Raw genomic sequence first — 23,859 nt, forward strand, 5'->3', positions numbered from 1 at the left:
AGTATGAGTGATATTATAAAAGTACATGACTTACCGGCCATAGCTCGTTATAGTTCGGCTGTTCAAGAGTTTTCAAAAGGTGTGGACTCGGCTTCTAAACAAACGATGCGTAAATTTAATGAAAAGGCAGGTAAAACAGGAGATTCAGAGGACAAAGGAGAGGCAATAAATGCTTTCTTCACTCGATTGAATACTTTACAGACCCAAGTATTTCAAGAGTATCCTACCACTATTACGCATTTTTCAACAGCTTTATCAACATTTGAAAATGCTGCTACAGCTGCCGGTTTCCAAAATAAAGCATGGACTCAACAAACTGGTAATGATTCTGTCTATAAAAAATTAGATGGCGTGGAGTCTGAACAATATGAGAAAATCAAAACAAAAGTTGATAATCTTCAAACACTATTAAACGATGCTACTGCTGAACTAGGGATTGAATCAGAAGATTTAACAACTATTAAAACAACTTCGGGAGATGATTTAGCTAGTGCAGCGACAGCACGTCGTGATACCCATAACGCGCTGCAACAAGCACATGATACCTTATCAAAAGACACTACGGATGCAGAAGCAGAACTAAAAACTCTACAGACTAGAATAAAAAATGCCAGTGCAGTATGTAATATTCCGGCTTCTAGTATCTTAGCAGGAATTAAAAATGGTAGTCTTACTAAGACTAAAATTAGCTATTTGGATGCTATCCAAACAGAAGCAGATGGTCGTGCGTTAGGTGCAATATTGAATAAACAGCCAGGAGACATATTAAACGAAAAACCTGGGGATCTTAGTGAAGGATTTTACAGTATTGGTGCGCAGGAGATGATGGAGTGGATTCAATCAGGGGATAAGGAAACTCTCAATCATCTTCTGGATGCCATGGGGAATCGTGATTTTTCTGCTAACCAACCGTATTTGCTGAAATTTCAGAAAGCTGGGATTGGATTGGGTGAAGCTCTTGAAAAGGTTATGGAAGTTCAATATGCTAAAGACGGCACTTTACAGAGCAACCAGATGGCAGCATATAATAAGCATCTTGCTTTGACGGATAAGTTTGTTAGTTTGATGGAATCTCTTTATGTAATGGAGATAGGACGGACAGAAACATCAAAAGGAAAATTAGCAGTTGGTGACAAACTATATGTCACCGAAACGAGAACAAAAGTTTCAATTTCAGATATATCGGATGCAACATTTTCATTTAAGAATACGGTTGATACAAAGAAAACAACCTTGGAAATGAATATAGGTGGTTACTCTTATCCAACGAGTATTAGCAATACAACCGAAACCAAGGTTTACAAAATGGAAGAATACGCAACCGCTATTGGAAATAATATGGCAGAGAAGCAGGCTCGGATCGGTGAACTTGAGAAATCTCGCGAAGAAGCGAATAAAGATATGCGTGCTGCAATGGGTAAAGCTATAACTTATGCACTGGTTGGTACTTTCATACCTGAAGCAGTTCCTATCGTCTCGATGATTGATGCTCTGGCTACCAGTGATTCTAAGGAATTCAGTAAAGAACTCTTTTCTGCGATTGATAAGGATATAACCGTTAAGGGGAAAGTTGTTGAAAGTGGTTTTACGAAGACGGGTCCATACAATATGGGTATTCAATTACCAACAGCAACCATACAAGCCTATTTGAAGTATGTCGATCAGTTAAAGGGATATGACTTGGAAAAAGAAAAGACACGCATTGAGATGGTGGATGACTTTTTAAATCGAGGGAATACCTATCTTTTCCAGAAAGATGGGAAGAGTTCAGTCGCAATTTCTCGCATGAGAACACATAATTTTTATACAGCGGTCCGCTTGAAAGAGATGGATAATGAAGGTCTTGTTCCTTATGTTGAATATGCGAAGTCGTCCAGCCATTATAAGGTGAATAGTACTAGTAATGATACAAGGGCAATAATCCAAGAAGCAATAAACAAAGAAAATCAACTTAACTCAAATTCTGTAACACCAGAAATGAGCAAGTATCTCTTAGGCGAGGAGACCGATCTTTCTCTAGTCAATATGAGCGTAGACCAGTTGAAAACGTATAAAAATGTATTGGAACATTTATCGATTTCTTCTGACCAAAATGCCAAACATGGCTATGAAGAATATCAGCTCTATCTAAATAGTAAATACTCAGGAGGAAGTCAATGAAACAATACAGGAAAAAAATACTAATCATTCTGGGGGTTTTAAGCCTTCTTGTTGTGGTTTCTGGAGGCTATCCTTTGTATCGCTATTTGACACATGATCGCTATAAAGTTTGGTCAATTGAAGTAGAACCAGCATCTCATGAATTTATAGCTGATAGACAGGGGCTGGTCATTTCTTGGAAAGAGACAAAGAATAGTAATGGGAAAAGAGATAGGGATGAGCCGGTTGACTATAGTTTGGTAATTCATGGGAGACGATTTATAGCCACAGAAAGTATCCGTTTAATCTATGAATCGGGAGATAATCGCTTTGATGTGAAGAATCTAAGTTGGGGGGAGTATTGGAAGATTCAGGTCTATGATACCAGTCAGGATGATTTGCCTCGTAAGGAGTATGATCTTTTGAAGGCTATTGCGGATTATGATGCTTCTTACTTTCCAGTTTCAAGTGCCTATACTCATTTTTTTGCTTACAAAGATCAGGAATACCGGACAGTCGTTCTCCAGAAAACGGGAGGTGAGGATCGTAAGGAAGTCCTCTTTAACATGGCAACAGGTAAACTAGAAGACATCCCTAAGGATGCCGGAAAGGCTCTAGAGAACAGAAATGTTAATATATTTAAAGAATTTACTAATTTAAAAGAATATTATGCAGGTGACCTTTTACATATAGACACTCCAATTAGTTTTTCTCAATCCGTAATTGAACAGTCTTCAGACTGGCGTTTGAAGGAGGAGTATCCTGCAGCCTATGACTTGATGACTAAGAAGAAAGGTGGGCTATTTTTCTTGACCAACGAGACAGATATCAAGCTTCTCTCTGATATATACAGTCTCTTAATCCCTAAGGACAGAGATTTGTTTGATAATCTAACAGTTTATGGAGAGGTGACCAAGGACGGGAAAGACCATGTGGTTCATTCCTATGAAGAGTTTATCAATGTCTTGAAACCAAAGGAGGAATTGAGCAATGTCCGTTAAACAGATCCAACCGATGCGAATTCAAAGTATTAAGGCAAGTATTAAGGTTTCGACAGATGAGATTTCAAAGGGGATGTCGACTATTATTGATGCACCGGTTACAAGTAATCTAGAGTCTTGTGCGGGTCTCGCAAAAACATGTATGGAAAATTTAGTAGAGACGGTAGACTCATTAGATGGCTTTATGAACAAGATTGCGGAAGCTTTTAAAAATATGGATACAGATTTAGCAGGATCTATTGAAACGAATGAGATTTATACAGTTTCACCAGAAGAGTATACAGAAAAGAAACGAATCCAACAGAAGATCTATGATGCCTCTGTTTATAATGAGCTCCCCTAACTATTCGCCACTTGAATCCATTTCAAGTGGTTTTCTTTTGCTTTTCTCATCTTCTCACGGTGTCACGCATATGGTATAATGGATTAAGAGTTTATAATCTTTGTTTATCAGATACAAACAACAAATGCTCAGGAGGAAGTCAATGAAACAATATAGGAAAAAAATACTAATTATTCTGGGACTTTTTAGCCTTCTTATTGTCGTTTCTGGAGCCTATCCTTTGTATCGCTATTTGACACATGATCGTTTTAAGGTGCGAACTCCTGAGGTAGAACCAGCTTCTTATGAGTTTATAGCTGATAGACAGGGGTTGGTTATTTCTTGGAAGCAAGCTAGCAATGGTGAGAGTCAGGGCACTAAGGATGAACCTATTGATTATGGCAGTGCGATTTATGGGAAACGTTACCTTGCTACAGAAAGTAGACGTTTAATTTACAAATGGGACGATAATCGCTTTGATGTTAAGAAGCTGAGTTGGGGGGAGTATTGGAAGATTCAGGTCTATGATACCAGTCAGGATGATTTGCCTCGAAAGGAGTATGATCTTTTAAAGGCTGTTGCGGATTATGATCCGTCATACTTCCCAGTCTCAAGTACCTATGTTCATTCTTTAGCTTTCAAGGATCAAGAATATCGTACAGTCGTTCTCCAAAAAACTGGGGGACACGACCGTAAGGAAGTCCTCTTTAACATGGCAACAGGTAAGTTAGAGGATATTCCACAGGAAGTTAGTAAAGCCATAGAAACAAGAATTCTTTATCTATTTCAAGAATTTACTAGTTTAAAGAATTATTATAAAGATGATATTGATAATTCGGATTATTCTATTACCCTCCCACCATCTGTAATTGAACAGTCTTCAGACTGGCGCTTGAGGGAAGAATATCCAGCAGCCTATGACTTGATGACTAAGAAGAAAGGTGAACTCTATTTCTTGACTAACGAAACAGATGCCAAGCTCTTTTCAGATATTTACAGTCTCTTAATCCCTAAGGACCGAGACTTGTTTGACAATCTAACAGTTTATGGAGAGGTGACCAAGGACGGGAAAGACCATGTAGTCCATTCCTATGAAGAGTTTATCAGTGTCTTGAAACCAAAGGAGGAATTGATAAATGTCAGTTAAACAGATCCAACCGATGCGAATTCAAAGTATTAAGGCAAGTATTAAGGTTTCGACAGATGAGATTTCAAAGGGGATGTCGACTATCATTGATGCACCGGTTATAAGTAGTCTAGAGTCTTGTGCGGGTCTCGCAAAAACATGTATGGAAAATTTAGTAGAGACGGTAGACTCATTAGATGGCTTTATGAACAAGATTGCGGAAGCTTTTAAAAATATGGATACAGATTTAGCAGGATCTATTGAAACGAATGAGATTTATACAGTTTCACCAGAAGAGTATACAGAAAAGAAACGAATCCAACAGAAGATCTATGATGCCTCTGTTTATAATGAGCTCCCCTAACTATTCGCCACTTGAATCCATTTCAAGTGGTTTTCTTTTGCTTTTCTCATCTTCTCACGGTGTCACGCATATGGTATAATGGATTAAGGATTAAAACGTTTTAGTAAATACTCAGGAGGAAATCAATGAAACAATACAGAAAAAAGATACTAATCATTCTGGGAGTTTTAAGTCTTCTAGTTGTGGTTGTTGGATCCTATCCCTTATATCGCTATCTGACACATGATCGCTACAAGGTGAGGACTCCTGAGGTAGAACCAGCTTCTTATGAGTTTCTAGCTGATAGACAGGGATTGGTCATCTCTTGGAAATATGTCAATCCTAACAATAAGCAGGAAGCTAATGAAGGACCTCTGGAGTATACCAGTGCAATTTATGGAAAACGTTACCTTTCGACAGACAGTAAACGCTTGATTCATCGTTATGATGATAACCGCTTTGATGTAAAGAATCTGAGTTGGGGGGAATATTGGAAAATCCAGGTTTATGACACTAGTCAGGATGATTTGCCTCGTAAGGAGTATGACCTTTTAAAGGCTGTTGCAAATTATGATGCTTCGTACTTTCCAGTTTCAAGTACCTATATTAATTTTGTCACATACAATGGCCAAGAATATCGCAAGGTAGTTCTCCAAAAAACTGGAGGTCATGACCGTAAGGAAGTCCTTTTTAACATGGAAACAGGTAATCTAGAGGATGTTCCTAAAGAACTTGGGGTTGCCCTTGAGAATAGATATACATATTTATTTAACCGTTATACAAGTTTGAAAAATTACTATTATAATGATGATTTTATAGATAACACCACTTGTCTTAATCTCTCACAATCTGTGATTGATCAGTCTTCAGACTGGCGCCTAAAAGAGAGATATCCAAAAGCCTATGACTTGATGAGTAAAGAAAAAGGAACTCTCTATTTTTTAACTAATGAGACAGATGTTAAGCTTCTATCAGATATATTTAGCCTCTTAATTCCTAAGGACCGTGATTTATTTGATAATCTCACGGTTTATGGAGAGGTGACCAAGGACGGGAAAGAACATGTAGTTCATTCTTATGAAGAGTTTATTAGTGTCTTGAAACCAAAGGAGGAATTGAGCAATGTCCGTTAAACAGATCCAACCGATGCGAATTCAAAGTATTAAGGCAAGTATCAAGGTTTCGACAGATGAGATTTCAAAGGGGATGTCGACTATCATTGATGCACCGGTTACAAGTAGTCTAGAGTCTTGTGCAGGTCTCGCAAAAACATGTATGGAAAATTTAGTAGAGACGGTAGACTCATTAGATGGCTTTATGAACAAGATTGCGGAAGCTTTTAAAAATATGGATACCGATTTAGCGGGATCTATTGAAACGAATGAGATTTATACAGTTTCACCACAAGAGTATACAGAAAAGAAACGAATCCAACAGAAGATTTACGATGCCTCTGTTTATAATGAGCTCCCCTAACCATTTGCCACTTGAATTTATTTCAAGTGGTTTTCTCTTACTTTTCTCTTCTTTTCACGGTATTGCTCGTGTGGTATAATGGGACAAAGACATTTTCTTTGTTTTTCTGTTTGGCAATCATTCTAAGACGACCGTAGGGAAAATCGGGAAGTCTGTACTAGGTGGTACTATTGATACCATATCTAACGTTGGTCCCTTAGATGGTATGTGGCTTGGAGCTAAGATAGGGGCGAAAGCTGGACCACAGGGACTAGTAGTTGGAACTCTTGCGGGCCTTGGTTTGGGAGCAATTAATCTTGCGGATTCTCTGTTTTTCCCTGATCAGAAAAAGGCTTTTTACGAGGGGGCTAAAGATATAGCTTATGGTGCAGTGGACGTGGTAGAATCAGGAGTGGAGTCTATCGGAAATGGAATCCACCAGGGCTTGGAGACTGTCAAGAGTGTGGGCAAGAATGTTTCTGATTTTTTCAATGGTGGTCTGAAGACGGTCTCATCCTTGTTTGGATAATAGGAGAAAATAAATGGATAAGATACAAAAAGATATTAATGAAGCACTAGAGACAGGCAGACGTTTTAACATATTGAAGATGTTTTCTGTAGCACCTTTATTTTCATTGATGACTATGCTTGCGACAACTTTACCGATAAGTTTATTTCGAATGGCTAGTGAAGCTGGGTATGACCCAGCTATACCATTGACATCAATGGTTACCCAGCTAACATCAGTAGAAAAAGGGCTCATTCCCCCAGATAGTTTCTTTGGTTTTCTATTCTTGTTTTGTTGGTTTTGTTATATTTGTTTTTATATCATCTCTAAAAGAAATCGTATTAAGACCTATTTATTGACTCAGATTCTTCAGTTATTTTTGCTCGTAATTTTATATTATAGTTTGTTTATAGCCGCCTTGTATCTAATCCCTCTAGTAGCAGTTCGTATCGTCTACTGGATTGGTTTTGTGTTATCACTGATTTACCTTGTTTATATCCTTGTCACAAAGCAGCGCGCTAGCAAGGATTATTTCTCCTCAGAATATTATAAAAAATTTTTGAATGTTATTTTATTTTTATGGTTGTTGATGTATGGAATCAATCTCTTCATCAACGGACTCAATCATTTCCTAGCGTATCTCTTGCTTGCTTTGTTACCTATTGCACCTATTTTCCTAGGCCTATTTTTGGTATCATTTTTTAAATCCAATGTAGTAACGCTAGAGAACTTGAATACAGTCAATAAAAATCAAGAGAAATATCGTGAAGAGTATGGCTATACCATCGAAGAATGGTATGGAAAGAAGTCAAAAATGTACAAGGAACATGTTAAGAAGTCTAAAAAGAAATAAAGGTTTATAGATACTATTTCTAGTGTCATGAAGCCAACCACCTGAAACAAATTCAGGTGGGTTTCTTTTGCTTTTCTCATCTTCTCACGGCATTGCCCATGTGGTATAATGGGACAAGGATTGCTCCTCGTTTCAGACGAGTTTATGGAATTCAGGATAAGTTAGCAGGTGAGACGAGTATTTCTGTCAGTCTCCTATCTACCTGTTAACAGCTATCCAAAATAAAAGAAGATTGTAGATTGGTTTTATTAGTATTAGGGATCTTGGTTTTGCTCATTCTAATCTTAAAAAGGAAACAGAAAACTGCTAAAAAATCCGAGGGAAACGCCAAGAAAAGAAATTGGCTATTAATAGGTTGCTTATCCATAGTGATCCCAATCGTAATCTTCACAGTGAGTAGTCCTATTCTTGCTCTAATGGATATGTGGGGGCTGTTTGCCCATGCAAGTCGAACTGAGCTTGAGCAAGCTGTGCATCGTTCTTATCAAAATTACGGTCTTACAGGACAGTTTGAGTTAGAAAAATACGAGAAAAACTATACAAGTGTGGGAGGATTTATAATCCATGGTACCTACAGTGAAAATATAGCCGGAAAAACCTATGAGGTTAAAACTCGATTTAAATACTATACTCGCTTTTCGAAAAATGAAACATATGGAAAGACAGATGCAGAAGTTGATTACAAAAATGGTAAAAAAATTTATAATGTTTTCCCAGAATTAGCCTATTTAGGGATTGAGGTTAGTCCAGGCACCAGCGAGTTTTTAAAAACACTGGACAGTTCAATCAAAGATCCTAAACTTCCTGATTTGAAGTATCAAGGTATTGGTTTTGAATTTAATAACCAATCTGATAATATCTATCTTTATAATGAAATATTAGAGGAAAATCAAAGCAAGGGCCAAGCTCTGCAAGGAATGTATCCAATGGATGCTCAATATCTTTTCCAAAAAGAGATTTTTATACCGACATTTGAATTTCAATATTTCGTTCCGAAGGAAAAAAGAGATCTCTTGTATGATGACTATCTTAAAGAGGTTGAAGCGCTCATGAAGGAATTTTTTGCCAACCAACCCCTACCACGCGGTCTTTATGCTGTCAAAATTGCTAAGTATAAAGAGGATAAACTTGTCAGTGATAGTGGTGTATACTATGTGAAGATTGAAAATCGTCAAGTTGTAAAGCTGTTGCAAAAATTAGAGTAGGAGTTGCTAGGGCTAGTCCAGTTTTTTGTTCAGAACCTCCAGTTGTGTCTGTTAAAATTTGATTTTCCCAGTGGACAATTGTCCACTTTTTTTATATAATAAAACTAAACCGAATTGGTTGAGTTTTAGAGGTGTAAGCTCAACCATCGATTTGTTTTTCTAAGAGAGATATTCTCAATAAAACATCACAATAGGAGGTGAAGTATGTACCAACCAGAAAAACTAAAGGCTCGGAGGAAAGAGTTGAAACTGACACAGAAGGAAATTGCAGAGCAACTTGGGATTAGTTTTCAGGCTTACTCGGCTTGGGAACGTGGAATTAAGGAACCGTCTCAGGAGAAGGTTGCCCAGCTAGAGAACATTTTAAGGGTAGCAAAAGGATATTTCACTCAGATTGAGATTGTCCGTCTCTACAATAGCCTCTCCAAGCAAGGGAAGGACAAGGTTGTTCTTTATGCTCGCCACTTGGCTCAAGAGGAACAAACTCAGAAAGTGGCGACCGTGCCAGAGCGCCTCTACGAGTATCGTGTCTATGAACGCATGTCAGCAGGGATCGGGGCTTCGGTATATGACGATAGAAATTTTGATACCGTTTACTTTAATGAAGAACTAGCCCACGATTTTGCTTCCTGGGTGGCTGGGGACTCCATGGAACCTAAATATCAAAATGGTTCAGTGGCTCTGATTCGGGAAACAGGATTTGACTATGATGGGGCAGTTTATGCAGTAGTTTGTAACAACCAGACCTATATTAAACGGGTCTATCGGGAGGAAGATGGTTTGCGTCTGGTTTCTATAAATCCTAAATACAAGGACATTTTCATCTCCTATGAGGAAGATCCTCGGATTGTGGGGATTATTGTTGGGAATTTTGTGCCAATGGAGGGTTAGCCTATGGGCTACTTTGATTATTCCAGAGAGCCCAAAAGTGATATTGCCTTTGTTGATATGAAATCTTTTTATGCCAGTGTCGAGTGTGTGAAAAGGGGCTTGCATCCGCTGAAGACCTCGCTTTGTGTCATGAGTCGCGCGGATAATTCTACTGGTCTTATCCTAGCTTCCTCTCCCATGTTTAAGAAGATTTTTGGCAAGTCCAATGTTGGCCGGGCCTATGATCTGCCTTTTGATATCAAAACGCGCAAATTTTCCTATTACAATGCTCGAAAGCAAGGCTTGCCTACTGACTCAGACTATGTTCGCTACATCGAAGATTGGGCTCAAGTGACCTTGATTGTGCCACCTAGGATGGACGAATACATAGCGGTCAATATGGAAATCCAGCGAATCTTTCAAAACTATGGTAGTCCAGATGATATTTATCCCTACTCTATCGATGAGGGCTTTATCGATCTGACTAGTTCGCTCAACTATTTTATCCCAGACAAGAGTATCTCTCGCAAAGACAAGCTGGATCTGCTTTCTGCTCGCATCCAGAGGGATATTTGGAGGCAGACAGGGATCTACTCTACAGTGGGTATGTCCAATGCCAATCCCTTACTGGCTAAATTGGCTCTGGATAATGAGGCCAAGCACACTCCGACCATGAGGGCCAACTGGTCTTACCAGGATGTGGAAGAGAAGGTTTGGGCCATTCCTAAGATGACGGACTTTTGGGGGATTGGCAGGCGGATGGAGAAACGCTTGCATGCTCTGGGGATTTTTTCCATCAGAGAATTAGCTACAAGCAACCCAGACCAGCTACAGAAGGCTCTGGGTCAGGCTGGCCTGCGTTTGTGGTTTCATGCTAACGGGATTGATGAGAGCAATGTTCACAGGCCCTATAAAGCTAAGTCCCAAGGGTTAGGAAATTCTCAAATCTTGCCGAGAGACTATGTAAAGCTACGGGATATTGAAATTATTCTCCGAGAAATGGCGGAGCAGGTGGCTATTAGGCTGAGAAGGGCGGGCAAGAAAACAACCCTTGTCTCTATCTATGTCGGTTTCTCTAAACAGGAGGTTAGGCCGTCTATTCACACACAAATGAAGGTCGAACCTACCAATAATACAGCTATCTTAACGGATTATGTTTTGAAGTTATTTCATAATAAATACACTTCTGGAGCGGTCAGAAGTGTTGGAGTCAATTATTCAGGATTTGTGGACGAGTCCTTTGGCTTGATCTCCCTCTTTGATGATGTTGACAAGTTAGAAAAAGAAGAAAGGCTCCAGACGGCTATTGACTCCATTCGGGAACAATTTGGTTTTACCTCCCTTTTAAAGGCCAATGCACTGGAAGAAGCCTCTAGGAGTCTTGCTAGAAGCAAGCTGATTGGGGGGCATTCTGCTGGAGGATTAGACGGACTAAAATGATTGATCGTTCTTATTTACCTTTTCAATCTGCGCGAGACTATCAAGATCCAGGGATGCAGAAGTGGATGGGATTTTACCTTTCAGAACACACCAGTTCGATCAGTGAAGAAAAAAATCGTGTTGATTTTTCGACGAATTTGAATTCCGTTGAGAAGCTACTCTTGCTTTCTCAGCTTTATGTTGGGCAACTGAAGGGATGTTTTGTTGTCAAGGAAAGAAAGCAAAAAATGACAATCATCGGTGAGGTAAGCGAAATATCACCTCAAACTCTATCTATTAGGACCAATGAGGGCTACAGGCTGATAGAGATTGTAGATGTCCTCGAAATTCGACTGTGGGAGGAGGAAGTGTATGACTAGAAAAGAGCTGTATGAAAACAAACTACAGATGGATTATTTTTCAGATAGTTATATCCGCTTTGAAGAGGATTTCCAAAAATACTCTGCCATGAATGTTCCCTTGACTTTTTTGATCGATGATATCCTACGAACCATGGCAATGAATCAGAAAAACTACTTTGTCTTAAACAAGGAAAACGCCAAGGATGGGCGGGAGCATCGCTTTTATTTTAGGGTGGTGACAGAAAAAGAGTGCCCTAAAAATCGAACCTATGCATACGCTGGACTCAAAAATAGTAGTCAGTAGAGCTAGATATGGGAGAGGGAAGTCCGATCTAGGAAAGATGGCTTATGAGCGTCAGAAAATCTCATGGTATTGGAATTCGAAACGTTATCCTTTATCTGTGGAGTTCTTGCAGAAACTTATGATAGGTATTGATGATGAGATAAGAAAAGGGCCACTCTCTTTTTAAATGAGCGTTTATTTGAAAACGTGGTTTGATTTGAGAACAGCTATTCTCAATGATCATCTTACTTTATAGAGTCATGCCAAAACATCCATGTATATTTGTGGATGTTTTTTAATTTTACAGATAGAAAAAGAGAAGACCAAATGGTCTTCTCAACGGGGGAACTGAATCATTAGAAAGAATCAATCAAAGAGGGTTATTAGTCTTTGAAATTCTTTTGGAAAATGAGGAGAGACAAGATAGAAGTAATGGCTGCCAAGAAGAGGAAGGCACTTGCTTCTTGTTCCCCAGTTGCAGGGAGTAGTCTTTCCTTGTCTTCTTTGACTGTAGCTGTAACAGGAGCTTTTTCATCTTTTGCTGATGAATTATCTGTTACGACTGGAGCAGTTTTTTCAGTCTCTCTTGGTAGAACATACTCAGGAAGATTCACAACTGGTGGCGCTTCTGTTCCAACAGAGCTTTGTTTGCTACCTACCTCAATCACTCGATCTTGAGCTGGAGTTGCTTCTGTTTGGAGAACCTTGCGATTGTCACCATCCACTTCAACATACTCGACTAAGAGACCGTCTTTCCCTTCTGATAGAACTTGCTCTTTTCCTTTGTCTAATTGTGGGTTTTCGCGACGAATCGTCTTAAACGGTACGACCTTATTGACGATTTCTAAGCTTGGAAGTGTAAAGACAAGGTCTTTAACCCCTTCCTCAGGACTTGAAGAAGTAATTGGTTTCTCAGGTTGCGCCGGTTTCTCAGGTTGAGTCGGCTTTTCAGGCTGAGCTGGCTTTTCAGGCTGAGCTGGCGTTTCCGGTTGCGCCGGTTTCTCAGGTTGAGCAGGTTTTTCCGGTTGCGCTGGAGTTTCCGGTTGAGCCGGTTTTTCCGGTTGCGCTGGAGTTTCCGGTTGAGCAGGTTTCTCAGGCTGAACTGGTTTTTCAGGCTCAGCAGGTTTTTCCGGTTGAACTGGATTCTCAGGTTGCGCTGGAGTTTCCGGTTGCGCCGGTTGTTCAGGTTGAGCCGGTTTTTCCGGTTGAACTGGCTTTTCAGGTTGAGCGGGTTTTTCAGGTTGAGCCGGTTTTTCCGGTTGAACTGGAGTTTCCGGTTGCGCCGGTTGTTCAGGTTGCGCCGGTTTTTCCGGTTGAGTAGGTTTTTCAGGTTGAACTGGTTTTTCAGGTTCAGCAGGTTTCTCAGGCTGAGCTGCTTCGAGCTTGTTGATTTGTTCGAGAGCAGTTTCTAGCGCTTTATTGACTGCCTCCTGAGTCTTAGCTTCTTGGATTGCAGCAATGGCTTGGTCAGCAATTGTTAGCAATTGCTTCTTAGCTTCCTTGTTGGATCCAAGCTCAGCGACTTTTTTCTCGATAGCTTTTGTCAAGCTGTCCATAGCCTTATCATACTCAATTTCCGGTTGTTTTGGTTGAGCAGGTTGCTCAGGTTTAGAAGGCTCTTCAGGCTGTTCCGGTTGCTCTGGACTAGGTTCCTCTTGGCCTCTTTGATAGTTCTCATCCTTGGATAGGATATCTTGTAGGGCACTGACTGTCAACATGACATCCTGAACATCCACTGCATCAGCACTGAGTTGGTTTCTCAATTTTTCTAGATTTGCTTGGAAAGCTTGGCGTGCAGTAGCCGTATTTTTCAAGCCTGCTGGATCAAAGTTGGACAGATCGTCTTTCCATTTAGAGATAGACTGGATGATATCTGCCTTGCTGTAGAGTTCGCTACCTTCGCCACGAGTGATGAATTGATCTACCTGAATACCGATATTTTGAGACAAATCGTTTCGATCAGGATCTAGTTGAAGGGTGACTGCGTGCAAGTTTTCGTCCAGACCTTTTAGGCTAACCAGAGTTTGATTGCCTTGGCGTTGGGCTGCACGACCGCTAAAGTATTTCTTACCATCAATAGTCGAAGCATTTCCCATGCCATCTTGGTAAGGAACTTCTTTGCCGTCGAGGAATACCTTGTAGATACCATGATTTGGATCAACATAGCCCTTGATATCAAGTCCAGTACCGTAGAAGTAGGCTGTGATAGTTGTCTTTTTCTTTTGCTCGTCAGTTAAGCGGCCAAAGGAAGCCCAAGACTCCGTTTTTTGGTACTTGTCTGCCGAATTGGTTTCATGGTGCCATCCAGGACTGTAATCCAACTGACTAGCTTGATCATCATAGTTTGTTTGGTCCTTGATTAGCAATTCAGCTTTCATCACTTGGATGGTCGCATCGGTAGCAAAACCGAGCAGGGCACCATCAGTGACAGAAGTGAGCTTGGCTTTGAAGTCAAAGACAGAGTCGGCTTGTTCTGTAAAGTCAATCGTTGGGATGGTAACAGTCTTTTCTGTTTCTCCATCTTTAAAGGTCACATCTTGAGTTGTATCTTGGTAAACTTTACCGTGAACCCCAGTTCCAGGTTCTGTGATAAAGCGAACAGTAGCAGTCCCCTTACTTCCACCAACGCGTTTAATCTTAACAGTGACTGGTTTTCCTTTTTCGACTTCGTAGTTGGTAGACTCGAGTTCAAACATCCCTTTACTATCATTGTTTAGGGTGTAGATTCCTTCTGTAGCAATTGGTTCGCCTGTTTTGTTTACAAGGGTAATAGTGTGTTGGCCTGGTGCTAAATCGCCTGTCTCAAAGACTTTTTGGCTGCGTTTACGACTAGCATTCTTAGTTTGGACATCGGCAACCTTTTGACCATCAACGTAGACAGACATTTCTCCATGACCTGGGTCGACTGTAGAGACAACATAGGCCTTGGTTCCTGTGAAGGTATAGCTTACTTTGGCATCTTTTTGATTGGTCCACATAGAAGTGCCACGAACACCTTCAGATTCATTGTACCAAGTTGTTCCGGCTGTATCCGCAGTTGTGTTTGAGTGGTATTCCAGTCCAAGAGGATAGCCATCTGTCTTTTCAATGCTGCTTGGTGTCTTGTAGACTGAGAAGTTGGTTAAGATTGGGGTTGCTTGAGCACCGGTGATGGTTACACGGATTTTTTGTGCTTCTACAGGCTTGCCTTGAACCAAGCGACGGTAACCAACGGTCGAACCTTCGCCGTAAGTCACCCAACGTCCGTTGATTTCAACTTCAATCTTGAAACCTGAGATACGTTGACCTTTGGCGATGTCTTCCTTGAGTTCAACGACGTCAAAGCGTCTCTTTTGCCCCAAATCGACTGTAAAGCTACCGGTTGTGGCATCATTTGAGAGCGCCCAGCTGGTGTCATCTTTACCGTCTGTGAGGTGGCTTTCCTTGTAGAGGTGGTTTTGACGAGTCGAACTTGCTGTTACAGTGGCACCTTTGGCAAAGTCAGTCGCATACATTTGGTCTAGAGTTGCCTTGAATTCTTTCAAGCGAGCCACATCCGCATCTGCAAATTTTCCTTCTTTGTTTGGTGGAATATTGAGAAGGAGTGGGGTTCCACGACCAACAGACTTGAAGTAGATATCCATCAACTCTTTGAGTGATTTCGGCTGTTGATTGTCATGATAGAACCAACCAGAACGGATCGAAACGTCCGCTTCCCCTACAGAGTACATATCACCATCTGGGTCACCATGGTTGAGGTATTCGTTTTTCACATTGTCTGTGATGTTGGCACGTTTGACTTTATGCCAGACAGGGTCCCCTGCGATACCACGTTCATTTCCGATCCAGCGAACGCTTGTCGGTTGAGCAGAGAAGATGGCGATATCTCCTTCAGCTTCTTTGATGTATTTGAACCATTCATCAAAGGTGTAGGTTACTTTTTGGGCACCGCTACCACGCGCACCGTCCATCCAAACTTCGATGAATTTCCCTTTATTTCCGTATTTTGGATTTCCAAGGATTTCTTTCAGCTGGTTGAGATAGTATTGGTTGTATTCTTTTTCGGTTGCGACATGGTATTTTGGATGATTAGCATCCCATGGTGACAAGTAAACACCCATATTCATGTCATACTTGCTAGCAGACTTGGAAACTTCTTCGAGAAGGTCACCCTTTCCATCTTTCCATGGGCTAGCAGCTACGGTATGATTCGTATACTTAGATGGATAAGCAACGAATCCGTCGTGGTGTTTAACAACCATAATGGTTCGTTTGAAGCCCGTTTCCTTCAGAGTGCGAATCCACTGGTCAGTATCCAAGTTGGTTGGATTGAAGTATCGGGGGTCTTCTTTCCCATTTCCCCATTCAGAATTGGTATAAGTGTTCATTCCGTAGTGGATGAAGGCTGCCAATTCTTCCTTGTGGTAATCGAGTTGAGCCTTGCTTGGAAGAGGTCCATGATTGCCAATCTCGGTTTCTTTATCTTCTGGATGAGCCACTGGTGGAGTCGGTGTCGTTGGATTAGCTGTATCAGCGACTGGCTCGTATTCAAAGACGACCTCATTCACCCCTTTTTGCTGGATCCTTGCTTCCAAGCTAGCTTTTACTGGACGGTAACCAGTAATGTCTTTTGCATGGAAGGTGTTGACAAAGGAAACCTCATACTCTTGGCCTTCATTGTTATCAACTGTCGCCTCAGCTAGTTCAGTAGTGGTTCCTTTTTGACGGTAGTAAACTTTGAAGGAGCCTTTGTTGACTTTATAGACTACCTTGATGACACGTGTACCGGCAGGCGCTTTGCTGACAACATTGTGATCTTCAGCCCAAGCATCCTTTAGTTGTTTATTGACTGCTACGCCATCAATGGATACAATTTCGTATTTGTCTTTATTCTTCTGGTAGAAGTCCGTTTTCTCGATTTCTTTTTTGAAATTATAGTCAAATGGCGAATCAACAGCTGTCTGTTCGATAAAGGTGTCATTATCTTTGACAGGATTTCCTTCTTCGTCTTCGTGTTGGATAACCACACGACCGTATTCAACTCCCTTAGTCAAGGTAGCGATCCCATCTTGGTTGAAGGAATATTCGTTGCTTCCGATCACAGCTTTCTCATTCCGAAGCATACGTCCTTCATCGGTAAAGTAGTAACGATTTCCGTTATCACCTTGGTACCAGCCTTTCACACCATACTTGGCAATCATGTCCTTCACCCATTTCAGTTGTTCAGGTGAAAGGACGAGTCCGCCACCAAAGCGATCCTTTTCATCCACACCATTGTCAACGGTTCCATGTTGGTGAACCCCCAGAACTTTTCCTTGGCTATCGACAATCCCGCCACCAGACAAACCAGATACAGAAGTGGTTTTGTAGGTGATACCAGTCGTTCCCTTATCATCATAGGACTCAACAGATCGGATGGTCCCATCTGCCTTGTAAAGCTGACCAGCTAGGATAGGTTGTTTCAGTTCTTTGGAGCTCGAGTCAGTTGGGTAGCCAATCGTACTGATGGCTTCTCCCGGCTGATGCGTCTTGTGCTCCGCTAAAGGCGCAAAGGTTGCTGCTTTGTTTGGACTAGCAATCGGAAGAGGAATAGGAGCTTCTACAAGAGCAAGGTCATTCTTATAGCCTTTTCCAAACTCTTTCTTGTTCCAGAAATGGATGTCTTTTTCTCTGAATAAAACCGTAGTTCCAGAAGATGGCAGTGAGTTTTTCTTTTCGCTGTTTGAACCAACGTTATAGTAGAACTGGGCAGATTTTCCACCACGAATGTGACCTTCGCCAGTTTCTTTATTGGCCTCTAGGAAGTTATGAGCAACGGTAAGAATCAAATTAGGTGCAACAAAGATACCAGATCCTGAAACGAGGTAGCGTTGCTCCCCTGCATTATAAGTGCTGTAAACCATAGTAGCAGCAGTAGCAGGTTGTCCCTCGTAGTTGATGTGTTTGAGGTCTTGTCCACCGTTAATGATGGCACGGTTTCCGTTCTCAGTTTCTTTTGGAGCTTCTTCCTTGTCCTTTAGAATGCTCTTAGTTTCTACCTTTGGACTAGCTTTCTGGTCAACGATAGTAGTCGTATCGAGTTCTTTGACAGGTGTGTCGGGATAGGCACGGTCCTGAATGTCTTCAGGGAGCAAGTCAGCACTGTTGGTATCGGCAACAGGTGTTTCTTGTTTTTCAGCTTCTACACGACCTTCTTTTTTGACTGGTTCAGCCTTGGTCTCTTCTATATCTGCGACTTGTTTCATTTGCTGATCTAAATTGGATGTTGTGGCAGGAGAGGTTTCGTCTGCACGCACGGTTCCAGAAGCAAAAAATGCCAGTCCCACGATAACAGATGCCACACCTACAGTCAACTTCCGAATGCTAAATGTTTGCCCTTTTTCAAAAAGGTATCGATTCATAATATACTCCTAGTTTTTAGAAAGGCAGTCAGCTACTGCCCAAGCCCAAGTCTGACTTGGTTACAACTTGATTTAATGAAAAACTCTCTGATAATTTGTAAGCCACCTTACCTCCTGTTTATAAAGCGCTTTCATTTTAAGATAAAAAAATTTAAAAGGTCATTTCTCCCTTAAAATGACTGAAAACTTTTAATATAACAAATATACTAAATTAATGAAAGAATTGCAATAGCAAAAAGCAAAAAAATAAATATAAATTAAAGAAAATTAGTTACTTTTTAAAGAAAAAACGCATCCTTTCAGGGCTCAAACTAAATGAAAGGATACGTTTTAAAAAGAAATTAGAGTATTTTTTGGAGAGACTCTTGGATGGTTTGGGGGTCTGTTTTGGCAGAGAAGCGCTCAAGGACTTGCCCATCTCGGCCAATGAGAAACTTAGCAAAATTCCATTCGATTCGTTTTCCTAGTGGGCCAGATTTCTGGTCTTTTAGCCAAACATAAAGAGGATCTGCCTCCTTTCCGTTGACCTTAATCTTGGCAAAGCGAGGGAAAGTGGTCTGATAGTGTAGGCTACAGAAACTATTGATTTCCTCTGCGCTGCCAGGTGCTTGTCCCATGAACTGATTGCAAGGGAAATCTAAGATTTCAAAGCCCTGATCTTGATAGCGTTCATAGAGTTCTTGAAGTCCCTGGTACTGGGGCGTTAAACCACATCCAGTAGCAGTGTTGACAATCAAGAGAACTTTACCACGATAGCTCTCCAGGGGAGTTGCTTGGTTGTTTTGGTTTAAAACGGAAAAATCATATATACTGGTCATGAGGGCCTCTTTTCTTTTTCTACATTCTAACAGTTTTTACTTTTTTCGTCGAGTCGGATGAGAGAAGTTGTTGAAAAAATACACAATAGTACATAAATCAGGACAAAATGATGCTCCTTTTATGAAACATGGTATAATAGGCCTATATAGCTAAATGGAGTATACCTATCACTAGGGAATGAGAAAAAGGATAAAACAGCCATGTCAACAGTAAAAAGTGATCTAAATCTTGCGCAAACATATGCGACTCAGTTGAAAAATGCTTGTCAATCGTTAATAGCGATCGCTACGGCTAGTCAGGATGACTTAACGACCCTTCAAGGGAATATCAAGGCTCATCAATGTCTGGCAAAGGATCAAAATCTTGCTAGTCAGATTACAACTGCTGTCACCCTGACTTCAGAACGACTGCACTCTGTAGCGAGCGATTTTGAGGCGCTAGATGAAGCGGGTGCCAATGGTTTTAGGAGTCATACATGAGCGAGTTAGATGAGTTGAAGAAAAGAGAGCGAGAACTCTTGTACCAGCTAGAAGACAATGGAAAAGAGAACTATCGTACCAAAGAACTGATAGAAACCTTTGAAGGATATGATAGAGCCAGCCACCGTTATCAAAGTGATTTGTGGGAGGCGGCCTATCAGAGCCGATACGCAGGACAGTTGGAAGAAACGCTCCTGCAAAGAAACCAACTTAAAAACCAAATCCTTGAGAACCTCAGCTACCGCATGGATGATTTGAAAAAAGAAAAGTTCCGGTTAGAGGGAGACTTGGATGAGGTCTACTATGAAAGACGCAAAGAACTAGAAAGAGAGGAGGAGAAACGACATGGGCATTGATATGTACTTAGAACAATCACAACTACAAAGTTCGAGTGTAGCGACCATGTGCCAATCTCAGGTGGAGGCTTATCAAGACTTGCAATCAGCCATCCAAAAGTTTTCAGAGGATACAGAGAGTCTAAAGGGCGATGCTTATAATTCGGCTAGAAGTTTTTTTGCAAGTGTCTTATTGCCCTTGAGCAAAGGGGGACAGCTCTATGCAGAAACCTTCTCTCAAACCATCAAGAAATTACCAGAAGACTACCAAACGATGGTCGACAGCAAGAGTTGGCGTGAGGATGATCTGCTTGATAAGATCCGTCAGGAAGAGCAAATGATTGCTTATCTAGATGAAGTCAACCAATCCCTTTCTTCCTTGACCATGGATAGCGAAGAAAAAGGGAGATTGAGACGCAGTAATGTGGAACTCATGCGAGGACACCACGCGAATAAACGCGTCTATGAAACGATTTTGAGAGACCTGCGAGCCTATGATAGCTATTCAGGAGGACTGTTCGATGAACTAGACAGTATCGATGTGCAACTGAGTCGCGGACTGGACCAAATCGAAACGAGCTGGGATGCAAAGCAAGGCGTCTTTAAAGTCCCATCTGACCTGACTTGGGCCAACTACCTGACTGCCTATGCTGATACAAAGGACTTGAAGCTCAGCCGTCAAGAGAAGGCCTTTGTCCAAACCATGATGGCAGAATACGGCTTTGACGCAGAGACAGCCCAACAGCTTTTGACCATCAAGCAAGGGATAGACAAGAAGTTCCCAACCTCAAGTCAAGAGTTCCGTGACTATATCTTTTTGCGAGTCGTCGGTGCGGCCAACTATGATGACTTTAAGTGGAACGAAACGGCAGGTGGATTGTGGCAATATTTTTATTACGAATTTGTGAGTGATCCGAATACAGGCCAAAAATTGAGAACTTTGAAACCAGTTCTTGAAATCTTTCAAGAACTGGGGTTGAAAGAAGAAAAGGCCAAAGAACTGTATTATAATCTTAGACTGCAACACGAGATGGCGGGTGGGGAATCTGATAACATAGAAAAAATTAAGGATGATGATCAAAAAAATGGAACTAACCATTATGATTCCTATAAAAGTACTTATGAAGGGATTTATGGTGATAAGGGTAACTTTGACCAATTTTGGGACAGCAAACTAAAGTCATACTCTAACAATGGAGCGGGCCATGCAGACTTTACCCACCAGTCCATTACTATGGCGACTCATCTTAATCCTAACCAAGCTCAGTTATCCGATGTCTATGGCGGTAGAGAGCGTGTCAAGGACCTTTCTGGCTGGGAGGGAGATACGACCTTTAATGCAAACGATATGAAGCCAAGTATCGGAGAGGATGACTACAAGGCGGATTTGGACTCGGTCAACCTTATCGGCCGTATGCAAAATGGGCAATCCTATGACCAAGTAATCTCTTCTTACTATGCTGACCTTCAAAAAGACTCCTCTCAGAGAGAAAGAGAATTCCTAAAAAATAAGGATTGGGATACAGTCAGAGATACTATTTATGATAGTTTGCGACCAACGGATATTAAGTTAGATGGAGAGGATGCTCTTAAAGCATATATTGAAAGAAAATATCCAGGAGTGTTCAAGTTTTTAAACCGCTTGGAAGCCGTGGCGGACTAGGAGGAAGTCTATGAAGAAAATACTAGGTGTTTTAACAATAATTGTATTACTTGTATCAGTTTGTTTTTACTTTTTTCCTAAACAACCTAAAAATATTTTTGATGAAATTTACCAAGAAACGGAGAAAACCTATCGGTCAAATAATATTTTAAGAAACATAGATGGGTTTAAAATCAGACCCGATTGGCCTAACGATGGAGAATATTTTGCATACACCCCTTCAGGGAAGTATCAAACTCATCCTGAAGGTTATAAAGACATAAGTATTAGCTTTAATTTTGGAGAAGGTATTAAAGGGATGACGATACGTTTTGAAAAAAGGATTAATTCGGATATTACCCTATGGTATTCAGCACACTATAATATGCAAAAGAAAGTGCTCAAAAAAGGGCTTGCGATTTTTGAAGAGCCAAGGCAACCAGGTCAATATCTTAATGATGAAGAAAAAGTAAGAGACTATTTAAAAAAATACAACATAACCAAAGAAGAATTAGAGAAAGACTTCGACGAAATCGTCAACCAGAAAGTCTTGAAAGATTGGTGTACCATTTATGACAGCAAGTACTCGCCAAGCAACTATGGCGATGTCAAGATTGAAACCCAGTGGGAGAATTGGTGATAGCATGAAAAAAATCCTCGGTCTAGTAGTGTCTTTCGTACTAATTGTATTATCCTGTTTCTACTTTTTTACTAGACAACCTAAAAACATTTTTGATGAGATTTATCAGGAGACGGAGAAAACCTATCGGTCAAATAATATTTTAAGAAACATAGATGGCTTTGAAATTGATGATGTCTGGCCAAGTGATGGAGATTATTTTAAATATAGCCCTTTAGGGAAGTATAAGACTCTTCTGGAGGATTATCTTGAACTGAGAGTTGGATTTAATTTTGAGAAAGCGTATAGTAAACTGTTTGTTTCATTTGAGAGAAAAATAGCTGATGGTACGAAGTTATGGATGGTCAATAAATATAATCCAAATACTAAAACAATCACAAAGTTAATTCAGATTGTAATATCAGGAAATGAGGATAGTTATATCGAAGACGAAGCTCAGGTAAAATCCTACCTAGAGCAGTACGGTATTACAGCTAAGGACTTGGATTCTTACTACGACGAAATCGTCAATCAGAAGGTTTTAAAAGACTGGTGTACCATCTATGACAGTAAGTACTCGCCAAGTAACTATGGCGATGTCAAGATTGAAACCCAGTGGGAGAATTGGTGACAATATGAAGAAAATCCTAGGCCTAGTAGTCTTATTCGTGATAATCATATCATCCTGTTTTTACTTTTTTGTGCGTCAACCTAAAAACATTTTTGATGAGATTTACCAAGAAACGGAGAAGACCTATCTAGGAAATAATGTCTTTAACAAGTTGAAAGATGTTGAAGCACATAAATATCAAGAGTATAGTGATGATTCTAAATTTTATCCAAGCGTTGTCTATGAGGGAAATGCTTTACCAGATAGCTATGAGAAAATTGCTATAGATTTTAATTTTAAATCCGAAGCTCAATTAAGCTTGATTTCATTTGAAAAACGGATAGAGTCTAACGTGAATATAAAAATGTGGACTGTATATTCTCATAAAGAACGTAGTTTAAAAAAATTTGTAAAAATAGGTTTAAAGAAAGCGGATACGGAAACTTATATCGAAGACGAAACCCAAGTGAAATCTTACCTAGAGCAGTACGGTATCACTGCCAAGGATTTGGATTCTTACTACGACGAAATCGTAAATCAGAAAGTCCTGAAAGATTGGTGCTCCATTTATGACAGTAAATACTCGCCAAGCAATTATGGTGATGTCAAGATTGAAACCCAGTGGGAGAATTGGTGATAGGTCATGCAGAATTTACCCACCAGTCCATTACTATGGGCACTCATCTATCCTAGTAGCTTTCAGTTATCCGACGTCTATGGCGGTAGAGAGCATGTCAAGGACCTTTCTGGCTGGGAAGGAGATACGACCTTTAACGCTAACGATATGAAGCCAAGTATCGGAGAAGATAGACCTTGATTCAGTCAATCTTATCGGTCGCATGCAAAAGGGACAGTCCTATGACCAAGCCATAACTTCTTATTACTCTGACCTTCAAAAGGACTCCTCTCAGAGAGAAAAAGAATTTTTGAAAAATAAGGATTGGAAACACGTCAAAGGTACGATTTATGCAGGAGTAGCGCCTGTGGATATACTGAAGAAAGGCGAGGCATCTATTAAAGAGTACATTGAGGAAAAACATTCAGATGTATCAACATTTTTAAATCGCTTGGAAGCCATGGCAGATTAGG

22 protein-coding genes and 1 pseudogene are annotated in these 23,859 nt (G+C 40.6%); 21 read left to right on the forward strand and 2 right to left on the reverse strand.

The features are described from left to right. Positions 1–3: 3 nt before the first annotated feature. The 14 genes from KX728_RS01480 to KX728_RS01545 all read left to right on the forward strand — a co-directional run bounded on the left by KX728_RS01480 (position 4) and on the right by KX728_RS01545 (position 11,907). Positions 4–2,160, forward strand: coding sequence for a hypothetical protein (locus KX728_RS01480; RefSeq protein ID WP_215805040.1), 2,157 nt, complete (start codon positions 4–6; stop codon positions 2,158–2,160). Next, positions 2,157–3,140, forward strand: coding sequence for a hypothetical protein (locus KX728_RS01485; RefSeq protein WP_000816351.1), 984 nt, complete (start codon positions 2,157–2,159; stop codon positions 3,138–3,140). Before KX728_RS01480 ends, KX728_RS01485 begins: the two co-directional genes overlap by 4 nt. Further along, the gene (locus KX728_RS01490) at positions 3,130–3,483 is read left to right on the forward strand and encodes a hypothetical protein (protein WP_049519867.1); all 354 of its coding nucleotides are present in this window, start codon (positions 3,130–3,132) and stop codon (positions 3,481–3,483) included. The genes KX728_RS01485 and KX728_RS01490 overlap by 11 nt, the downstream gene beginning before the upstream one ends. Positions 3,484–3,625: 142 nt before the next feature. Further along, positions 3,626–4,609: a hypothetical protein gene (locus KX728_RS01495; protein ID WP_215805039.1), complete on the forward strand. Its 984-nt coding sequence runs from the start codon at positions 3,626–3,628 to the stop codon at positions 4,607–4,609. Next, positions 4,599–4,952 (forward strand): hypothetical protein, encoded by a 354-nt coding sequence (locus KX728_RS01500; protein WP_215805038.1) that lies wholly within the window; start codon positions 4,599–4,601, stop codon positions 4,950–4,952. Before KX728_RS01495 ends, KX728_RS01500 begins: the two co-directional genes overlap by 11 nt. Before the next feature lie 125 nt (positions 4,953–5,077). Further along, positions 5,078–6,064, forward strand: coding sequence for a hypothetical protein (locus KX728_RS01505; RefSeq protein WP_215805037.1), 987 nt, complete (start codon positions 5,078–5,080; stop codon positions 6,062–6,064). After that, entirely contained in the window at positions 6,054–6,407 is a 354-nt protein-coding gene (locus tag KX728_RS01510) for a hypothetical protein (protein ID WP_215805036.1), read from the forward strand. Before KX728_RS01505 ends, KX728_RS01510 begins: the two co-directional genes overlap by 11 nt. A gap of 205 nt (positions 6,408–6,612) precedes the next feature. Next, positions 6,613–6,915 (forward strand): hypothetical protein, encoded by a 303-nt coding sequence (locus KX728_RS01515; RefSeq protein WP_223335683.1) that lies wholly within the window; start codon positions 6,613–6,615, stop codon positions 6,913–6,915. A 13-nt stretch (positions 6,916–6,928) separates the two neighbouring features. Continuing rightward, positions 6,929–7,747: a hypothetical protein gene (locus KX728_RS01520; protein ID WP_215805035.1), complete on the forward strand. Its 819-nt coding sequence runs from the start codon at positions 6,929–6,931 to the stop codon at positions 7,745–7,747. A 239-nt stretch (positions 7,748–7,986) separates the two neighbouring features. After that, positions 7,987–8,952, forward strand: coding sequence for a hypothetical protein (locus KX728_RS01525; protein ID WP_215805034.1), 966 nt, complete (start codon positions 7,987–7,989; stop codon positions 8,950–8,952). 204 nt (positions 8,953–9,156) lie between these two features. Continuing rightward, positions 9,157–9,843 carry an XRE family transcriptional regulator gene (locus tag KX728_RS01530; protein ID WP_215805033.1) on the forward strand — a complete coding sequence of 229 codons (687 nt, stop codon included), beginning with the start codon at positions 9,157–9,159 and terminating at the stop codon, positions 9,841–9,843. 3 nt (positions 9,844–9,846) lie between these two features. Continuing rightward, positions 9,847–11,262, forward strand: a complete 1,416-nt coding sequence (locus KX728_RS01535) for a Y-family DNA polymerase (RefSeq protein WP_215805032.1) — start codon at positions 9,847–9,849, stop codon at positions 11,260–11,262. Beyond that, positions 11,259–11,621: a hypothetical protein gene (locus tag KX728_RS01540; RefSeq protein WP_215805031.1), complete on the forward strand. Its 363-nt coding sequence runs from the start codon at positions 11,259–11,261 to the stop codon at positions 11,619–11,621. Before KX728_RS01535 ends, KX728_RS01540 begins: the two co-directional genes overlap by 4 nt. After that, complete coding sequence (locus KX728_RS01545; protein ID WP_215805030.1) at positions 11,614–11,907, forward strand: DUF5960 family protein; 294 nt, start codon at positions 11,614–11,616, stop codon at positions 11,905–11,907. Before KX728_RS01540 ends, KX728_RS01545 begins: the two co-directional genes overlap by 8 nt. Before the next feature lie 362 nt (positions 11,908–12,269). Here KX728_RS01545 and KX728_RS01550 read toward each other — a convergent pair whose 3' ends face one another. Next, positions 12,270–18,266, reverse strand: coding sequence for an alpha-L-fucosidase (locus KX728_RS01550; RefSeq protein ID WP_219108657.1), 5,997 nt, complete (start codon positions 18,264–18,266; stop codon positions 12,270–12,272). 341 nt (positions 18,267–18,607) lie between these two features. Then, on the reverse strand, positions 18,608–19,084 hold the full coding sequence (locus tag KX728_RS01555; protein WP_215805028.1) for a glutathione peroxidase: 477 nt from the start codon (positions 19,082–19,084) through the stop codon (positions 18,608–18,610). A 201-nt stretch (positions 19,085–19,285) separates the two neighbouring features. On the opposite strand from KX728_RS01555, the gene KX728_RS01560 reads away from it, so the two are divergent. The 7 genes and pseudogenes from KX728_RS01560 to KX728_RS01590 form a co-directional block, all read left to right on the forward strand. Then, the gene (locus KX728_RS01560) at positions 19,286–19,564 is read left to right on the forward strand and encodes a TIGR04197 family type VII secretion effector (RefSeq protein WP_215805027.1); all 279 of its coding nucleotides are present in this window, start codon (positions 19,286–19,288) and stop codon (positions 19,562–19,564) included. Continuing rightward, a complete protein-coding gene (locus KX728_RS01565; protein WP_215805026.1) occupies positions 19,561–19,920 on the forward strand; it encodes a DUF3958 family protein in 360 nt (119 codons plus the stop codon). Before KX728_RS01560 ends, KX728_RS01565 begins: the two co-directional genes overlap by 4 nt. Next, a complete protein-coding gene (locus KX728_RS01570; protein WP_215805025.1) occupies positions 19,910–21,562 on the forward strand; it encodes a T7SS effector LXG polymorphic toxin in 1,653 nt (550 codons plus the stop codon). The genes KX728_RS01565 and KX728_RS01570 overlap by 11 nt, the downstream gene beginning before the upstream one ends. Before the next feature lie 10 nt (positions 21,563–21,572). After that, positions 21,573–22,181 carry a TipC family immunity protein gene (locus tag KX728_RS01575; RefSeq protein WP_000721865.1) on the forward strand — a complete coding sequence of 203 codons (609 nt, stop codon included), beginning with the start codon at positions 21,573–21,575 and terminating at the stop codon, positions 22,179–22,181. Positions 22,182–22,185: 4 nt separating this feature from the next. After that, complete coding sequence (locus tag KX728_RS01580; RefSeq protein WP_215805097.1) at positions 22,186–22,791, forward strand: TipC family immunity protein; 606 nt, start codon at positions 22,186–22,188, stop codon at positions 22,789–22,791. Between the two features lie 4 nt (positions 22,792–22,795). After that, a complete protein-coding gene (locus KX728_RS01585; protein WP_215805096.1) occupies positions 22,796–23,407 on the forward strand; it encodes a TipC family immunity protein in 612 nt (203 codons plus the stop codon). A 2-nt stretch (positions 23,408–23,409) separates the two neighbouring features. After that, positions 23,410–23,858: pseudogene (locus tag KX728_RS01590) on the forward strand (T7SS effector LXG polymorphic toxin); the annotation flags it as partial. Between the last annotated feature and the right edge of the window lies 1 nt (position 23,859).

The sequence above is a fragment of the Streptococcus oralis genome (assembly GCF_019334565.1).
Classification (GTDB): Bacteria; Bacillota; Bacilli; order Lactobacillales; family Streptococcaceae; genus Streptococcus; species Streptococcus oralis_CR.

Coding starts and splice junctions, on each gene's coding strand:
- KX728_RS01575 (WP_000721865.1), top strand. CDS start 21,573: ATGAAGAAAATACTAGGTGTTTTAACAATAATTGTATTACTTGTATCA.
- KX728_RS01560 (WP_215805027.1), top strand. CDS start 19,286: ATGTCAACAGTAAAAAGTGATCTAAATCTTGCGCAAACATATGCGACT.
- KX728_RS01550 (WP_219108657.1), bottom strand. CDS start 18,266: ATGAATCGATACCTTTTTGAAAAAGGGCAAACATTTAGCATTCGGAAG.
- KX728_RS01570 (WP_215805025.1), top strand. CDS start 19,910: ATGGGCATTGATATGTACTTAGAACAATCACAACTACAAAGTTCGAGT.
- KX728_RS01505 (WP_215805037.1), top strand. CDS start 5,078: ATGAAACAATACAGAAAAAAGATACTAATCATTCTGGGAGTTTTAAGT.
- KX728_RS01565 (WP_215805026.1), top strand. CDS start 19,561: ATGAGCGAGTTAGATGAGTTGAAGAAAAGAGAGCGAGAACTCTTGTAC.
- KX728_RS01520 (WP_215805035.1), top strand. CDS start 6,929: ATGGATAAGATACAAAAAGATATTAATGAAGCACTAGAGACAGGCAGA.
- KX728_RS01535 (WP_215805032.1), top strand. CDS start 9,847: ATGGGCTACTTTGATTATTCCAGAGAGCCCAAAAGTGATATTGCCTTT.
- KX728_RS01510 (WP_215805036.1), top strand. CDS start 6,054: ATGTCCGTTAAACAGATCCAACCGATGCGAATTCAAAGTATTAAGGCA.
- KX728_RS01490 (WP_049519867.1), top strand. CDS start 3,130: ATGTCCGTTAAACAGATCCAACCGATGCGAATTCAAAGTATTAAGGCA.
- KX728_RS01485 (WP_000816351.1), top strand. CDS start 2,157: ATGAAACAATACAGGAAAAAAATACTAATCATTCTGGGGGTTTTAAGC.
- KX728_RS01480 (WP_215805040.1), top strand. CDS start 4: ATGAGTGATATTATAAAAGTACATGACTTACCGGCCATAGCTCGTTAT.
- KX728_RS01580 (WP_215805097.1), top strand. CDS start 22,186: ATGAAAAAAATCCTCGGTCTAGTAGTGTCTTTCGTACTAATTGTATTA.
- KX728_RS01495 (WP_215805039.1), top strand. CDS start 3,626: ATGAAACAATATAGGAAAAAAATACTAATTATTCTGGGACTTTTTAGC.
- KX728_RS01515 (WP_223335683.1), top strand. CDS start 6,613: ATGTGGCTTGGAGCTAAGATAGGGGCGAAAGCTGGACCACAGGGACTA.
- KX728_RS01585 (WP_215805096.1), top strand. CDS start 22,796: ATGAAGAAAATCCTAGGCCTAGTAGTCTTATTCGTGATAATCATATCA.
- KX728_RS01540 (WP_215805031.1), top strand. CDS start 11,259: ATGATTGATCGTTCTTATTTACCTTTTCAATCTGCGCGAGACTATCAA.
- KX728_RS01545 (WP_215805030.1), top strand. CDS start 11,614: ATGACTAGAAAAGAGCTGTATGAAAACAAACTACAGATGGATTATTTT.
- KX728_RS01555 (WP_215805028.1), bottom strand. CDS start 19,084: ATGACCAGTATATATGATTTTTCCGTTTTAAACCAAAACAACCAAGCA.
- KX728_RS01500 (WP_215805038.1), top strand. CDS start 4,599: ATGTCAGTTAAACAGATCCAACCGATGCGAATTCAAAGTATTAAGGCA.
- KX728_RS01530 (WP_215805033.1), top strand. CDS start 9,157: ATGTACCAACCAGAAAAACTAAAGGCTCGGAGGAAAGAGTTGAAACTG.